The organism is Streptomyces spiralis (assembly GCF_014654675.1).
In the GTDB taxonomy this organism is placed as follows: domain Bacteria; phylum Actinomycetota; class Actinomycetes; order Streptomycetales; family Streptomycetaceae; genus Streptomyces; species Streptomyces spiralis.
In genome coordinates this window covers 76,822-91,901 of record NZ_BNBC01000031.1, presented here as the reverse complement: position 1 = coordinate 91,901, position 15,080 = coordinate 76,822, and the positions used below count along the sequence as shown (strand labels likewise).

The following is a 15,080-nucleotide window of genomic DNA, read 5'->3' as shown; positions in this document are numbered from 1 at the left end:
CTGGTGCGGCGTTGCTGTGGTGAGGGGTGGTACTGCCTGTGGGGGGTGTGTGAAGGAGCGGGTGAAGGTGGAACGGGCGGGGGCGCCATCGGCTCCCCCGCCCGTCACCGAGTGCCTAGTAGCACTCGTGCGTACCCGTCTTCAGCGACATCTTCAGGCCACTGAGCTTGAAGGTTCCGGCGGTGGTCGCCCACGCCGTCTGCTTCACGCCGGTCAGCGTGGCCGAGTCGGCCTGCTGGGCGAACCCGTACGGGTTCGACATCTCGCCGTTGCCCTTCATGCCCGGACCCTTGTTGGCGTCCTTGGCGGCCACACCGATGTCGATGTTGTTGAAGGTGGCGTCGGCGTTGAGGTCGGCGACGTCGATGTAGAGGTTGTCGGCCTCGACCGGCTTGTCGGCGCCCGCCTTCAGGACCAGGCTCACCGAGCCCAGCAGCGGGATGTCCGGCGTGACGACGGACTGGCACATGTTGTTGATCGAGGCCTTCTTGAAGGCCGAGACCGCGACCGGGTGTGCCGTCTTCTGCCCGTCCAGGGTGTAGCCCTGGTCGATCGCGCCGTACTGCTCGAACCCGGTGCCGACCAGCTTGTCGGCCGACACCTTGAACGACTGGCCGGAGACGCTGAACGACGCGGCGAGAGCACCCTGCGCCAGGGCCACGCCTATCGCCGCCGTGGCGGCCACGCTGGGCACCATGACGACGGCGAACCGCTTCCATCTGGTCCCGCCACGCACCTGGGACTCCATATTTCCTCCTTCTCGGACGTACATCTCCTGGCCTCGGCTCGCCCCCGGGTCGGCGGCTGGAGCCGGGCAGGGATGGGAGAAGTGCTACGTCCTCGGGAAGGAGAGCGCCCGCGCTCGTCAGGCGCGAACCGCGCCCGAACTCACCGGCGATCACCCCCGAGCGACAACCACTGGTCGCGCCTGACACGCATCACGCACAACCTTTCTGGACAGGCTTCGCCGGAAAGGACGAAGACCCCCCTGCCCAAGAGCCGGCGCCACTGCCGCCGGCTCTGCTCGGTGGGGACCCAGACATCCCGCGACCCGGCCGGCTGCCGGGGTACGGGAATGGACCGAGCGTCGCCGATCGTGGTGCATTCTCGCCGCCCGCACAAGGGGGTTCGTTACTGGCTAGTAACGGCCGGATAACCGCGTGACGACACAGCGGTCCCGAACAGCAACACTCGGTGGTAACCAGGGCCGGGACAAAACTGTTGATGACTGGATGGAAACGGGCAGAACAACGCCCTCGACTTACTCGCAGTAACAGCGGCCGCGATTACCAAGTTTTGGTAAAGCGCGGCCGCTGTGACAGTTCGTCGGCAGATCTTTCACTCGGGCAACACATGCCCTGGCGTTTAGCGACTGGTCAGCCGACGGGCTCCCGAACGGCTCAGAACAGCGCCCGCGCGAGCGCCCGGCGCGCCCCAGCCACTCGGGGGTCCTCGGCTCCGACCACCTCGAACAGCTCCAGCAGCCTCAGCCGCGCCGCGTCCCGGTCCTCACCGGCGGTGCGCTGCACGGTCTCGATCAGCCGGCCGAAGGCGTCCTCCACATGGCCGCCCACCAGGTCCAGGTCGGCGGCGGCGATCTGCGCGGCCACGTCGGCCGGCTTCTCGGCCGCCTCCTGACGGACCTTCTGCGGGTCCATGCCCTGCACTCGCTGGAGCAACTCGGCCTGCGCGAGGCCCAGTTTGGCCTCGGGGTGGGCCGGGTCGTCCGCCAGTACGTTCTTGTACGCCTGGACGGCGCCGCCCAGGTCACCGGCGTCCAGGGCCTGCGCGGCGGCGTTCAGGAGCGAGTCGTACGGACCCTCCTTGGGCTGGGGGGCCTCCTCGGCGCCGCCCGGCTGGGCGTTCGGGTCGACCGTCAGGCCGGTCAGGCCGAAGCGCTGCTCGGCGACCTGTACCAACTGGTCCAGCGTCTGCCGGATCTGGGCCTCGCCCGCGGCCCCCTGGAACAGGGGCAGGGCCTGGCCGGCCACCACCGCGAAGACCGCCGGGATTCCCTGGATCCCGAACTGCTGCATGAGCAGCTGGTTGGCGTCCACGTCGATCTTGGCGAGGAGGAAGCGCCCGTCGTACTCGACGGCCAGCCGCTCCAGGACCGGGCTCAGCTGCTTGCAGGGCTGGCACCACTCGGCCCAGAAGTCGATGACGACCGGGACCTCGGCGGAGCGCTGCAGGACGTCTCGTTCGAAGGTGGCCTCGTCGACGTCGATGACGAGATCGGCGGGGGCGACGGCCCCTGCCCCGCCCTCCCGGGCGGCTTGGGCGCGCGCCTGCTCCGCCTTCGCCTTGGCCTCCTGGGCCGCCTTCACCGCGGCGAGGTCGACGACTCCGCTCATGGACATGTTCCGTGGCTGCATGCGTCTATCCTCCCCCGATCCACGTGCCTGAGTGAAAACGGCTGGGAAAGCCGGTTCGTTCCGGGCGCCTGGTCCCCACCGGGCGCCGGTGTGCTTGATGGTGCGTGATGCCGCTTTGTACTGCTGTGCGGTGGTGCTGCGATGTGGTCGTCGCTCGGACGTGGGCTGCCTGCCCACGCTTACGCTACGACCCGTAGCGTAATGGCACGGGGTGCCTTCGCGAAACCGCGCCCCGGTGATCTCCCTCACGACCGCTCACGAACGGCGGATTTCGGTCCGGTTATGGTCATGGGATGCAGAGCCGCACCTCGCCCACCCGTGCCGGCCGCCCGCGCAGCGCCGCCGCGGACGCGGCGATCCTGGCCGCCACCCGCGCGGCCCTGGTGGAGCTCGGCTGGTCCAAACTCACCCTGGGAGACGTCGCCACGCGGGCCGGGGTTGCGAAGACCACGCTGTACCGCCGCTGGGCGGGCAAGAACGAACTGGTCGTGGACGCGGTGGCCGAGCTCTTCGACGAACTCCGGCTGCCCGACCGCGGCAGCCTCGCGGCCGACATCGAGGGCGTGGTCCTGCAGTTCGCGGCGATCCTGGCCCGCCCGGAGGCCAAGAGCGGCCTGATGGCCGTCGTCGCCGAGTCGACCCGCGACGAAGCACTGCGGGAACGTATCCGCGCCTCGATCGTGGAGCGCCAGAAACGGCTGGTTCTCGAGGGCCGCGCCCGCGCCCAGGCCCGCGGCGAACTCCCCCTCGAGGAGCACCCCGAAGAGGCCTCCCGCACCGCCGACCTCATCTTCGACGTGGTGGCGGGCGCGGTCGTCCACCGCACCCTGTTCAGCGCGGAACCGGCGGACGAGGAGTGGGTGCGGAGCTTCACGCGGGTACTTCTGACCGGGCTGTCGTCAAGTACCCCCTAGGGACGGGAAGGGCAGGGGCGGCGGGGGCGAAACCCTCCGACGCCCGCACCCGCCTCCGCGCCTCAGAACCCGGCGGGCTCCGTGTACACCCCCCACTCGTCCCGCAGCACCCCGCAGATCTCGCCCAGCGTCGCCTCGGCCCGCACAGCCTGAAGCATCGGCTCGATCATGTTCGCCCCGGACCGCGCGGCCGCCAGCATGGCGCCCAGAGCCGAGCGCACCGCGCCCTCGTCCCGCGTCCCCTTGCGCTCGCCCAGGATGCGGACCTGCTCACGCTCCACCTCGTGGCTCACCCGCAGGATCTCCAGGTCCCCGGTGACGGAGCCGGTGTGCACGTTGACGCCGACGACCCTCTTGTCGCCCTTCTCCAGCGCCTGCTGGTACCGGAACGCCGACTCGGCGATCTCGCCGGTGAACCAGCCGTCCTCGATGCCCCGCAGAATGCCGGAGGTGATCGGCCCGATCGGGTGCTGCCCGTCGGGGTGGGCGCGCAGCCCGCGCTCCTTTATCTGCTCGAAGATCTTCTCGGCGTCCGCCTCGATCCGGTCCGTCAGCTGCTCGACGTACCACGAACCGCCCAGCGGGTCGGCCACGTTGGCGACGCCCGTCTCCTCCATCAGCACCTGCTGCGTGCGCAGCGCGATCTCGGCAGCCTGCTCGCTCGGCAGCGCGAGGGTCTCGTCGAGGGCGTTGGTGTGCAGCGAGTTGGTCCCGCCGAGCACCGCCGCGAGCGCCTCCACGGCCGTACGCACGACGTTGTTGTACGGCTGCTGCGCGGTCAGCGAGACACCGGCGGTCTGCGTGTGGAAGCGCAGCCACTGCGCCTTCTCGCTCCTCGCGCCGTACACGTCCCGCATCCACCGGGCCCAGATCCGCCGCGCCGCGCGGAACTTGGCGATCTCCTCGAAGAAGTCGACGTGCGCGTCGAAGAAGAAGGACAGGCCGGGGGCGAACACGTCCACGTCCAGGCCGCGGCTGAGCCCCAGCTCGACGTAGCCGAACCCGTCGGCCAGCGTGTACGCCAGCTCCTGCGCGGCCGTCGCCCCGGCCTCGCGGATGTGGTAGCCGGAGACGGACAGCGGCTTGTACGCGGGGATGTGCGCGCTGGTGTACTCCATCAGGTCGCCGATGAGGCGCAGATGGGGCTCGGGCTGGAAGAGCCACTCCTTCTGGGCGATGTACTCCTTGAAGATGTCCGTCTGGAGCGTGCCGTTGAGGACGGAGGCGTCCACGCCCTGCCGCTCGGCGGCGACCAGGTACATGCAGAAGACGGGGACGGCCGGCCCGCTGATCGTCATCGAGGTGGTGACGTCGCCGAGCGGGATGTCCTTGAACAGGACCTCCATGTCGGCCGCCGAGTCGATCGCCACTCCGCAGTGGCCGACCTCGCCCAGCGAGCGCGGGTCGTCGGAGTCGCGGCCCATGAGCGTGGGCATGTCGAAGGCGACCGAGAGCCCGCCTCCGCCGTTGCGGAGGATCATCTTGTAGCGCTCGTTGGTCTGCTCGGCGTTGCCGAATCCGGCGAACTGCCGGATGGTCCACGTCCGCCCTCGGTAGCCGGTCGGGTACAGGCCGCGGGTGAAGGGGTACTCACCGGGCCAGCCGATCCGCTCGAAGCCCTCGTAGCTGTCCCCGGGCCGGGGTCCGTACACCGGCTCCACGGGGTCGCCGGAGAGCGTGGTGAAGTCTGCGTCGCGCTTGCGTGCGGTGTCGTACCGGGCCTGCCAGCGTCGGCGGCCCTCTTCGATGGCGTCAGCGTCCATACCTTCGAATTTACTAGGACGTCCTAGTAAATGTCGACGGCAGACCGCCGTACGGAGGTGTGATGTACGGCGGTGCGGTCGCGGCCTGCGGCCTCGGTCACGCCTCGGCGACCGCGGGCGCGGCGTCCGCGACCGTGGCCTCGAGCTCGCGGCTGACCTTGCGCTCCACGAAGAAGGCGGCGGTCGGGATGGTCCCCGCCAGCAGCACCCACAGCTGCTTGGTGACTGGCCACTTCGCCTTGGAGCCCAGGTCGAAGGCGAAGACCAGGTAGATCACGTACAGCCAGCCGTGCGCGATGCCGATGGCGGTGGTGAACTTGGCGGCGCCGTCGATCTGGAGGCCGTACTTCGCGATCACGCCGAGGGTCAGCAGGACCAGCAGCACGCCGGTGACGTAGGCCATGACGCGGTAGCGGGTCAGCACGCTCTTCTTCATGGAGTCGAGCGTAACCGCCCGTTCCGGGAGATCTTGCCCCGGGTCGCCCGCACGCGCTCCGTGCGTCGAGGGGCGCCGTCAGTCCTCTTCGAAGTCGTGTGCGGCGACGCGGAGCGGGCGGAGCATCGCGAAGATCTCCGCGCACTCCTCGGCGTCGTAGGCGCCCAGGCCGAAGTCCATCGCCATCAGGTCGCGGGTGGCCGACTCGACCACCTCGCGGCCCTTGTCGGTGATGACGGCGAGGGTGCCGCGGCCGTCGTTGGGGTTGGGGCGCTTGGCCACCAGGCCCGACCTGACCAGGCGGTCGACGGTGTTCGTCACGGACGTGGGGTGCACCATGAGCCGCTCGCCGATCTTGGACATCGGCAGTTCGCCGGCCTTGGAGAAGGTGAGCAGCACCAGGGCCTCGTAGCGCGCGAACGTCAGTTCGTACGGCTTGACCACCGCGTCGACCTCGGCCAGCAGGATCTGGTGCGCGCGCATGATCGAGGTGATCGCGGCCATGGACGGCACATTGCCCCAGCGCTGCTTCCAGAGTTCGTCGGCGCGAGCGATGGGATCGAACGGGAGACTGAGGGACTTCGGCACGTCACCAGACCCTACCCGCCGGTCATATCCCGGTCAGCCCCGTCTCGCTCTTCGGTCCATCGTGGGGCCGACGCCGCGTCGGGCGGCCCGGGCGAGCAGGGCGCAGGACGCCGTACCCAGCACTCCGGCCCCCGCGATCGTCGCCGTCACCCCGGCGAACTCCGCCGCGACGCCCGCCAGGGCCATGCCCACGCCCTGGATCGTCATGAGACCTGCCGTGAGCAGGGTCATCGCCCGCCCGCGCAGTTCCTCGGGCACGGCCCGGACGAACCACTGGTCCAGGCCCAGCGTGTACGCGGACCCCGCACCGGACAGCAGCAGCAGAAGCAGTGAGACGGCCAGGCCCGGGTGGAAGGCGCAGCCGAGGTACGGCAGCAGTGTGACGCACACCAGGGGAAGGGCGATCCGCTCCCGGGCGGCGGGCCGCAGCCGTGAGCCGGCGTACAGCTCGCCCGCGACGGTGCCGACCGGCAGCGCGCACATCAGCAGGCCGAGGCCGGTAGAACCGGTGCCGAGCGCGGCGGCGTACGGAGCCGCCAGCGCCTCGGGCACCACCGCGAACATCGGCGGCACCCAGAACAGCAGGAGCAGCAGCCGGACCCGGCGGTCGGCGAGCACCTGCCCGGAGCCCCGGAGCGAGTCGCCCACCAGGGCGCCCGGTGCGCCGCCGCGCGCCGGACGGGGCCGGGTGCCGAAGCGGAGCACGGTGGCGGAGACCAGGAAGGTGCCGACGGTGATCAGCAGCGCGCGCCGGGGGCTGACCGCGCTGAGCAGCAGGCCGCCGAGGCCGAAGCCGACGAGCAGGGCGCTTTGCGAGACGATCCGCAGCAGGGAGCGGCCGAGGACGAACAGGTCGCCGTCGCCGAGGATGTCGGTGAGGGTGGCCATGCGCGTTCCCTGGAACACGGGCGAGACGACGGCGAGGGCGCCCCGCAGGGCGAGCACGACGCCGATGTGCGCGCCGGGCACCGTCATGAGAGCCACGCAGGCCGCGCACACCAGATCGCACACCACCAGGACCCGGCGGGCGGGGAAGCGGTCGGCGATCCCCGCGAGGAGCGTGCCGCCCACGACGTACGGCAGGAATCCCAGTGCGAAGGTGAGGGCGCTCATCAGGGGGGAGCCGGTGAGGTCGTAGACGAGGACCGAGAGGGAGATCTCGCTGACGATCACGCCGAGGAGGGAGAGGGCATGGGCGGCGAAGACGGCACGGAACTCGGGGACGGCGAGGGCCTGGGCGTAGCCGGGAGCGGAGTCGCGGGCGGCGGTGCGGGTGCCGGTCGGTCCGGGAGGGGCGGCGGGGCGCTGTTGCATACAGGGCAGGGTGCGGTGGGGGTGGTGGACGGCCTAGAGTTTCGGCGTCCGCCGAATCTTCACGCCGGGGTGGGTCGCCGTCATGCCGTTCCGTCTGCACTTCGGGGACGCCGACCTGCTGCGGTGCCGGTTCGCCGTGTCCCCGCTGTGGGAGACGCAGGAGGCGGTACGGACGCTGGGGCGGCCCGATCGGCACGGATACCACCCGCACTGGCTGCGGCGGATCCGCCGGGCCGCGCGGGAGCTGGATCTGGCCCCGCTGTGGCTGCTCATGCCGTCGCGCGGGCACACCCCGGACTTCCTGGGGCCGCCACCGATCGGGCCGGCGGCCACGTTCGAGGAGGAGATCGCGGCGGTACGGGCGGCCGACCCCGCGGCGGCCCGGGAGGATCTGGCGCTGTCGCTCGCCGACACCGCCGGTGCGCTGGAGTCCGCGCGCGGGCGGGCGCTGCTGGCCGATCCGGAACGTGCGGTCCAGGAGTTGGCCGACCTGATGGAGGCCGCGTGGCATGTGCTGGTCGAGCCGGAGTGGCCGCGGTTGCGCGCGCTGCTCGAGGCCGACGTGGCCTTCCACTCCCGGCGGCTGGCCGAGGTGGGGCTGGGCGCGCTGTTGCCGGAGCTGGACCGGCGGCTGTCCTGGGACGGGCGGACGCTGACCGTCGACTGGCACGGCGAGCACGGGCGTGAGCTGGGCGGGCAGGGGCTGGTGCTGATGCCGAGCGTCTTCTGCTGGCCGGACGTGATCAGCGGCTTCGAGCCGCCGTGGCAGCCGACGCTGGTGTACCCGGCACGGGGACTGGCCGGGCTGTGGGCGGAGCCGGACGCGCAGAGCGCGTCGGCGCGGGCGCTGGTACGGCTGCTGGGGCGGGGGCGGGCGGCCGTGCTGACCGCGCTGACCGATCCTGCGACGACGACCGGTCTGGCGCATCGGCTGGGGCTGGCGCCGTCGTCGGTGTCCGCGCACCTGGCGGTGCTGCGGGACGCGGGGCTGCTCACGTCGCGGCGCTACGGGCATCAGGTGCTGTACGAGCGGACGCCGCTGGGGATGGCGCTGGCCTCCGGCGACTGAGCCGCTCAAGTGACCGAGCTGCTCGGGCGACTGAGCCGCTCGGGCGGCGCGGCGCGGTGGGCCCGCGGGGGCGTGGTGGGCCGGGGGCGTGGTGGTGCGTCCCCCACGGCCCCTTCCGCCGTCGCGCGGGCGCGGGTTTCGTACGGCTATTCGCTCCGGGAGGCCAAGTGGCGTTCCACCGTTTCCACCTTGGAGGTGAGGCCGTCCGTCACGCCGGGGCGGATGTCCGCCTTGAGGACCAGGGAGACGCGTGGGGCGCGCGCCTCCACCGCGGCCACGGCGCGCCCGACGACGTCCATGACCTGGTCCCAGTCCCCTTCGATCGAGGTGAACATCGCGTCGGTGCGGTTGGGCAGGCCGGACTCGCGGACCACCCGGACCGCCTCGGCCACGTACTCCCCCACGTCCTCGCCGACGCCGAGGGGGGTCACGGAGAAGGCGACGATCACGCGTTCACGACCCCTTCGCGACGGGCGCGGGAGGCGATCACGGCGTCCTCGGCCTCGCGCTTCAGCTTGCGCTCGGCGAAGAAGCCGCCGGTCGGCAGGACGGAGAGGACGAAGTAGAGAGCGGCGGTCTTCAGCGGCCACTTCGTGCGGTTCCAGGCGTCGGCCCAGAAGATCACGTAGAGGATGAACAGGACGCCGTGGATCGAGCCCATCACCGGTACCGCGTTGAAGTCGGTGGTCCGCTTCAGGACCGAGCAGACCAGCAGCAGGATGAAGGACACCGCCTCGGGGGCGGATACCAGGCGGAGGCGGCGGAGGGCGGTGGCGGTCTTGATGTCCACTGGTCACCTTCGGTGGGAGAGACGCGTTTGTGAACGCGGGCACAAAGTTTCGTCCATTGTGGCAAATCGTCCGGGGATGGAGGGGAGGGGGTGTCCGCACCCGTCTCCGCCGCTACCTTCACACCGTGGCGATGTTCCGACTTCAAGGCAGCAAGGTGCTCGCCGTCGACATGACCGGGGACGCCGTGAAGGCGAAGAACGGCTCGATGGTCGCGTACGACGGGCAGATGGCCTTCAAGAAGCTGACGGGCGGCGGTGAGGGGCTGCGGGGCATGGTGACGCGGCGGCTCACCGGCGAGCAGATGACGGTGATGGAGGTGCGGGGGCAGGGGACCTGCTGGTTCGCCGACCGGGCGTCCGAGATCAATCTCGTGCGGCTGCAGGGCGAGAAGCTGTTCGTCGAGTCGAGCAATCTGCTGGCGACCGACGGGGGGCTCAGGACGGGGACGACGTTCACCGGGCTGCGGGGTGCCTCGCAGGGCAACGGGCTGTTCACGACCACCGTCGAGGGGCACGGGCAGGCGGCGATCCTCTCGGACGGGCCGGCGGTGGTGCTCCGGGTCGCTCCGCAGTATCCGCTGATCGTCGATCCGGGGGCGTATGTGGCGCACCAGGGGAACGTGCGGCAGTCCTTCCAGTCCGGTGTGACCTTCCGCACCCTCCTGGGTGAGGGCGGCGGGGAGGCCTTCCAGATCCGGTTCGAGGGGGACGGGCTCGTGTATGTGCAGCCGAGCGAGCGGAACACGATCGCGGGGGACGTGTGACATGACCTTGCGGGAGATCAACTCCAAGATGGTCGAGGCCACGGTGGTGCCGGGGCAGCGGCTGTTCAGCCAGCGGGGGGCGATGCTGGCGTACAAGGGGGAGGTGTCGTTCACGCCCAACATCCAGGGCGGTCAGGGCGGGCTGATGTCCATGATCGGGAGGCGGGTGGCGGGTGAGGCCACGCCGCTGATGACCGTGGAGGGCAGCGGGACGGTGTTCTTCGGGCACGGCGGGCACCATGTGCAGGTCATCAACCTGTCGGGCGACACCTTGTACGTGGAGGCGGACCGGCTGCTCGCCTTCGAGGGCACGCTCCAGCAGGGCACGATGTTCATGGGCTCGCAGGGCGGCGTCATGGGCATGGTGCGGGGCCAGGTCACCGGCCAGGGGCTGTTCACCACCACCCTCAAGGGGCACGGCGCGGTCGCCGTCATGGCACACGGCGGTGTCTTCGAGGTGCCGATCACCCCGCAGCGCCCGGTCCACGTCGACCCGCAGGCCTACGTCGCCCATCACGGGGACGTGCGCAACAAGCTCTCCACGGCGCTGGGCTGGCGCGACATGGTGGGGCGCGGCTCCGGCGAGGCCTTCCAACTGGAGCTGAGCGGCAACGGTGCGGTGTACGTGCAGGCCTCGGAGGAGAAGCTGTGAGCGGTTACGGAACGGCCGGGCCCGTGGTGCACGACCCGATGAGTCTGCCGGTCGACGACAACGTGAACAGCTACACCTTCTGCGTGGAGCTCAAGGGAAGCCAGTGGTTCCTGCAGAAGGGGAAGATGATCGCCTACTACGGGACGATCGAGTTCAACGGTGTCGGGCACGGGCGGCTGGACCGTCTGGTGCGCACTTCGTTCCATTCGCCTCTGCACGCGAGCGACTGGGTCGTGGCGGAGGGCTCAGGCAAGATGCTGCTCGCCGACCGGGCCTTCGATGTCAACTCCTACGACCTGGACGACGGCAATCTGACCATTCGCTCGGGCAATCTGCTTGCTTTTCAGCCAAGTCTCGCGCTCAAGCAGTCGATCGTGCCGGGCTTTCTGACCCTGATCGGAACCGGGAAGTTCGTGGCCGCGTCCAACGGGCCGGTGGTGTTCATGGAGCCGCCGATCCGGGTGGACCCGCAGGCGCTCGTCGGGTGGGCCGACTGCCCGTCTCCCTGCCATCACTACGACCATGGGTACATGACCGGGGTGATGGGCGGTCTACGTGCGATGACGGGCCTGGGTGGGGCCTCCGGGGAGGAGCATCAGTTCGAGTTCGTGGGAGCCGGCACGGTCCTGCTGCAGTCGACCGAGACCCTCATGGCCGAGCAGGCCACGGGAGTGGTTCCGCACGAGCCCGGGGTACCCGGTGGCGCGGGAGTGTCCGGAAGCCACGGACCGCAAGCCGGCGCACCGCGCCTTCCCGGACAGCTCGGAGACCTCCAGCGTCGCTTCGGGCTGTGAGCGGTAGTCTGCGGAGTGTGACGGCTCGAACGCGTGCGCGCCGTCACACCACCCCTCACTAGTTAGCCTTTCAACTTTTTAGGTAGACTTCATTCATGGAGACCGAGACGCCCACGCGCTGGCTGACCGATGCGGAGCAGTGCGCCTGGCGCACCCACCTGGAGGTCAACAGGCTGTTGACGTACCAGCTCGAGAAGGATCTGCAGCCGTTCGGCCTGACGATCAACGACTACGAGATTCTGGTGAATCTCTCCGAGTCGGAGGACGTGCGGATGCGGATGAGCGACCTCGCGTCCGCCACCCTCCAGTCCAAGAGCCGCCTCTCGCACCAGATCACCCGTATGGAGAACGCGAACCTGGTGCGCCGTGAGAACTGCGAGTCCGACCGCCGGGGACTGTACGCGGTCCTCACCGAGCACGGCATGGAGACCATGCGGAAGGTCGCACCGCACCACGTGGCGTCCGTGCGGAGGCATTTCATCGACCTGCTGGAGCCCGAGGCGCTGATGGAGCTGGACAAGGCCCTCAAGCCCATCGCCGAGCATCTGCGGGGGCAGCGGGGGCGCCCCTGAGGGGGTCCCCTGCCCCGGCAGGCCCTGACGGCCGCGGACGGCCCCTGACGGCATGGAGAAGGCGGAGCCCCTGACGGGCTCCGCCTTCTCCGTGCCGCTGGGCCACCGACCGTGCTCAGGCCTGCGTCAGGCCCTCCACCAGCTCGTCCGCCGCGCGGTACGGGTCCAGTTCGCCGGCCACGATGCGCTCGGCGAGGGCGCCCAGATGGCGGTCTCCGTGGAGATCGCCGATGCGTTCACGCAGGGCCGTGACCGCGATCGTCTCCACCTCGTGCGCGGCGCGGGCCAGGCGGCGCTCGGTCAGGACGCCGTGCTCCTCCATCCACGCCCGGTGCTTCTCCAGGGCCTCGACGACCTCGTCGACGCCCTCGGCGCGGGCGGCCACCGTCTTGACGATGGGCGGGCGCCAGTCGCCGGGGGCGCGGGACTCGCCCAGGCCCAGCATGTGGTTCAGCTCGCGGGCCGTGGCGTCGGCGCCGTCGCGGTCGGCCTTGTTGACGACGTAGACGTCGCCGATCTCCAGGATGCCCGCCTTGGCCGCCTGGATGCCGTCGCCCATGCCGGGGGCCAGGAGGACGACGGAGGTGTCCGCCTGGGAGGCGATCTCCACCTCCGACTGGCCGACGCCGACCGTCTCGACCAGGATCACGTCGCAGCCCGCCGCGTCCAGGACGCGGATCGCCTGCGGCGCGGCCCAGGCCAGGCCGCCCAGGTGGCCCCGGGTCGCCATCGAGCGGATGTAGACGCCCGGGTCGGAGGCGTGCTCCGACATGCGGACGCGGTCGCCGAGCAGCGCGCCGCCGGAGAACGGCGACGACGGGTCGACCGCCAGCACGCCGACCCGCTTGCCCTGCTTGCGGTACGCGGTGACCAGCGCCGAGGTGGACGTCGACTTGCCGACGCCCGGGGAGCCGGTGAGGCCGACGACGTAGGCGTTGCCGGTCAGCGGGGCGAGCGTCGCCATGACCTCCCTGAGCTGCGGGGACGCCCCCTCCACCAGGGAGATCAGCCGGGCGACGGCCCGCGGCCGCCCTTCCCTGGCCTGGGCCACCAGCGAGGAGACGTCCTGCATCACTGCTCCGTTCTGCGTCTTTCCTTCGCCTCAGGGGGCGCTTCAGCCGCCATCGGCTCACATGTCCTGCGTCAGAGGTCGTTCGTCGGTTCGGGAAGGGCTCTTACGCCTTCGGCACCCGGACGATCAGCGCGTCGCCCTGGCCGCCGCCGCCGCACAGCGCCGCCGCGCCGACGCCGCCGCCGCGGCGCTTCAGCTCGAGCGCCAGGTGCAGCACGAGCCGGGCCCCGGACATCCCGATCGGGTGACCCAGGGCGATGGCGCCGCCGTTCACGTTCACCTTTTCCGTGGACACGCCGAGGTCCTTCATTGACTGCACGGCCACGGCGGCGAACGCCTCGTTGATCTCGATCAGATCCAGGTCGGAGACCTCCAGGCCCTCCTTCTTCAGGGCGTGCAGGATGGCGCTGGAGGGCTGCGACTGCAGGGAGTTGTCCGGACCTGCCACGTTGCCGTGGGCGCCGATCTCGGCGATCCAGTCCAGGCCGAGCTCCAGGGCCTTGGCCTTGCTCATGACGACCACGGCCGCCGCGCCGTCGGAGATCTGCGAGGAGGAGCCGGCGGTGATCGTGCCGTCCTTGGCGAAGGCCGGGCGCAGCTTGCCCAGGGACTCGGCGGTGGTGTCACCGCGGATGCCCTCGTCCTTGCTGAACAGCACCGGGTCGCCCTTGCGCTGCGGGATCTCCACCGGGGTGATCTCCGCCTCGAAGATGCCGTTCTTCTGGGCGGCGGCGGCGCGCTGGTGGGAGAGGGCGGCGATCTCGTCCTGCTCGGCGCGGCCGATGCCCAGGCGCGTGTTGTGCTTCTCCGTCGACTCGCCCATGGCGATGTTCTCGAAGGAGTCGGTCAGGCCGTCGTGGGCCATCGCGTCGATCATCTGCACCGCGCCGTACTTGAAGCCCTCGCGGGACTTCGGCAGCAGGTGGGGGGCGTTGGTCATGGACTCCTGGCCGCCGGCCACGATCACGTCGAATTCACCCGCGCGGATCAGCTGGTCGGCCAGCGCGATCGCGTCCAGGCCGGACAGGCACACCTTGTTGATCGTGAGCGCCGGGACGCTCATCGGGATGCCCGCCTTGACCGCGGCCTGACGTGCCGGGATCTGCCCCGCACCGGCCTGGAGCACCTGGCCCATGATCACGTACTGCACCTGGTCGCCGCCGATCCCGGCGCGGTCGAGGGCGGCCTTGATCGCGAAGCCGCCGAGGTCGGCTCCGGAGAAGGACTTCAGCGAGCCGAGCAGCCGGCCCATGGGCGTACGGGCGCCCGCGACGATCACCGAGCTGGTCGTACCGGGAGTTCCAGAAGACATGAGCTGCGATCCCCTTACCGGCCTGCACAGCCGAGGAGTGAACGAGGGTTTACTTCGAATGTACTGAGGGGCGGTCCACCCCGTCATCGGGCCGTCGGTGTGATCGCGCGCACGTTGCGTAACCACCGGGTTGGCGTTGCACTGAATCCATGCTGACGCGAATCGACCACATCGGGATCGCCTGCCACGACCTCGACGCCACCGTCGAGTTCTACCGGACCACCTACGGCTTCGAGGTGTTCCACACCGAGGTCAACGAGGAGCAGGGCGTGCGCGAGGCCATGCTCAAGATCAACGAGACCTCCGACGGCGGTGCCTCCTACCTGCAGCTCCTGGAGCCGACCCGCGAGGACTCCGCCGTCGGGAAGTGGCTCGCGAAGAACGGCGAGGGCGTCCACCACATCGCTTTCGGTACGGCGGATGTGGACGGCGACGCCGCCGAGATCCGCGGGAAGGGCGTACGCGTTCTGTACGACGAGCCGCGACGCGGCTCCATGGGGTCACGGATCACCTTCCTGCACCCCAAGGATTGTCACGGCGTCCTGACAGAACTGGTCACTTCGGCGGCTGTTGAGTCGGCTGAGCACTGACCCTCGTACATAAGGGCCGGTAGGGTTGGGGGCGGTCGTCCCTGAAGCAGGGGCGGCCGGGTTCTGCCGTCGCGG

17 protein-coding genes are annotated in these 15,080 nt (G+C 70.3%); 7 read left to right on the top strand and 10 right to left on the bottom strand.

What is annotated here, in order from left to right:
- Positions 1 to 115: 115 nt before the first annotated feature.
- Together IE318_RS28230 and IE318_RS28225 are read right to left on the bottom strand one after the other, a co-directional pair.
- Complete coding sequence (locus IE318_RS28230) at positions 116 to 748, bottom strand: DUF6230 family protein (RefSeq protein WP_189904820.1); 633 nt, start codon at positions 746 to 748, stop codon at positions 116 to 118.
- Positions 749 to 1,400: 652 nt separating this feature from the next.
- Entirely contained in the window at positions 1,401 to 2,375 is a 975-nt protein-coding gene (locus IE318_RS28225) for a tetratricopeptide repeat protein (protein WP_189904818.1), read from the bottom strand.
- A 293-nt stretch (positions 2,376 to 2,668) separates the two neighbouring features.
- On the opposite strand from IE318_RS28225, the gene IE318_RS28220 reads away from it, so the two are divergent.
- Positions 2,669 to 3,289, top strand: a complete 621-nt coding sequence (locus IE318_RS28220; RefSeq protein WP_189904816.1) for a TetR/AcrR family transcriptional regulator — start codon at positions 2,669 to 2,671, stop codon at positions 3,287 to 3,289.
- Positions 3,290 to 3,351: 62 nt separating this feature from the next.
- On the opposite strand, the gene icmA is transcribed toward IE318_RS28220, so the two are convergent.
- From icmA to IE318_RS28200, 4 genes are all read right to left on the bottom strand, one after another.
- The gene (gene icmA / locus IE318_RS28215) at positions 3,352 to 5,052 is read right to left on the bottom strand and encodes a coenzyme B12-dependent isobutyryl-CoA mutase large subunit (RefSeq protein ID WP_189904814.1); all 1,701 of its coding nucleotides are present in this window, start codon (positions 5,050 to 5,052) and stop codon (positions 3,352 to 3,354) included.
- A gap of 97 nt (positions 5,053 to 5,149) precedes the next feature.
- The gene (locus IE318_RS28210) at positions 5,150 to 5,488 is read right to left on the bottom strand and encodes a DUF3817 domain-containing protein (RefSeq protein ID WP_030170101.1); all 339 of its coding nucleotides are present in this window, start codon (positions 5,486 to 5,488) and stop codon (positions 5,150 to 5,152) included.
- A 78-nt stretch (positions 5,489 to 5,566) separates the two neighbouring features.
- Positions 5,567 to 6,076 (bottom strand): MarR family winged helix-turn-helix transcriptional regulator, encoded by a 510-nt coding sequence (locus IE318_RS28205; RefSeq protein WP_030170104.1) that lies wholly within the window; start codon positions 6,074 to 6,076, stop codon positions 5,567 to 5,569.
- A 33-nt stretch (positions 6,077 to 6,109) separates the two neighbouring features.
- Positions 6,110 to 7,390 carry an MFS transporter gene (locus tag IE318_RS28200; protein WP_189904812.1) on the bottom strand — a complete coding sequence of 427 codons (1,281 nt, stop codon included), beginning with the start codon at positions 7,388 to 7,390 and terminating at the stop codon, positions 6,110 to 6,112.
- Positions 7,391 to 7,472: 82 nt separating this feature from the next.
- On the opposite strand from IE318_RS28200, the gene IE318_RS28195 reads away from it, so the two are divergent.
- Positions 7,473 to 8,459 (top strand): ArsR/SmtB family transcription factor, encoded by a 987-nt coding sequence (locus tag IE318_RS28195; RefSeq protein WP_189904810.1) that lies wholly within the window; start codon positions 7,473 to 7,475, stop codon positions 8,457 to 8,459.
- A gap of 146 nt (positions 8,460 to 8,605) precedes the next feature.
- Here the strand turns inward: IE318_RS28195 and IE318_RS28190 are convergent, their stop codons facing one another.
- Entirely contained in the window at positions 8,606 to 8,908 is a 303-nt protein-coding gene (locus IE318_RS28190; protein WP_189904808.1) for an MTH1187 family thiamine-binding protein, read from the bottom strand.
- Positions 8,905 to 9,249, bottom strand: coding sequence for a DUF3817 domain-containing protein (locus tag IE318_RS28185; protein ID WP_189904806.1), 345 nt, complete (start codon positions 9,247 to 9,249; stop codon positions 8,905 to 8,907). The genes IE318_RS28190 and IE318_RS28185 overlap by 4 nt, the downstream gene beginning before the upstream one ends.
- Positions 9,250 to 9,380: 131 nt before the next feature.
- Between IE318_RS28185 and IE318_RS28180 the strand changes: the two genes are divergently transcribed.
- The 4 genes from IE318_RS28180 (at position 9,381) to IE318_RS28165 (ending at position 12,031) form a co-directional block, all read left to right on the top strand.
- A complete protein-coding gene (locus IE318_RS28180) occupies positions 9,381 to 10,013 on the top strand; it encodes an AIM24 family protein (protein ID WP_189904857.1) in 633 nt (210 codons plus the stop codon).
- A 1-nt stretch (position 10,014) separates the two neighbouring features.
- Entirely contained in the window at positions 10,015 to 10,665 is a 651-nt protein-coding gene (locus tag IE318_RS28175; protein WP_189904804.1) for an AIM24 family protein, read from the top strand.
- A 38-nt stretch (positions 10,666 to 10,703) separates the two neighbouring features.
- Positions 10,704 to 11,459: an AIM24 family protein gene (locus tag IE318_RS28170; RefSeq protein WP_373311296.1), complete on the top strand. Its 756-nt coding sequence runs from the start codon at positions 10,704 to 10,706 to the stop codon at positions 11,457 to 11,459.
- Between the two features lie 95 nt (positions 11,460 to 11,554).
- Complete coding sequence (locus IE318_RS28165) at positions 11,555 to 12,031, top strand: MarR family winged helix-turn-helix transcriptional regulator (protein ID WP_189904799.1); 477 nt, start codon at positions 11,555 to 11,557, stop codon at positions 12,029 to 12,031.
- Positions 12,032 to 12,146: 115 nt separating this feature from the next.
- Here IE318_RS28165 and meaB read toward each other — a convergent pair whose 3' ends face one another.
- Together meaB and IE318_RS28155 are read right to left on the bottom strand one after the other, a co-directional pair.
- Positions 12,147 to 13,103 (bottom strand): methylmalonyl Co-A mutase-associated GTPase MeaB, encoded by a 957-nt coding sequence (meaB, locus tag IE318_RS28160; protein ID WP_030170126.1) that lies wholly within the window; start codon positions 13,101 to 13,103, stop codon positions 12,147 to 12,149.
- Between the two features lie 103 nt (positions 13,104 to 13,206).
- The gene (locus tag IE318_RS28155; protein ID WP_189904797.1) at positions 13,207 to 14,415 is read right to left on the bottom strand and encodes an acetyl-CoA C-acetyltransferase; all 1,209 of its coding nucleotides are present in this window, start codon (positions 14,413 to 14,415) and stop codon (positions 13,207 to 13,209) included.
- Positions 14,416 to 14,564: 149 nt separating this feature from the next.
- Here IE318_RS28155 and mce point away from each other — a divergent pair, with 149 nt between their 5' ends.
- Complete coding sequence (mce, locus tag IE318_RS28150; RefSeq protein WP_030170131.1) at positions 14,565 to 15,005, top strand: methylmalonyl-CoA epimerase; 441 nt, start codon at positions 14,565 to 14,567, stop codon at positions 15,003 to 15,005.
- Positions 15,006 to 15,080 lie beyond the last annotated feature (75 nt).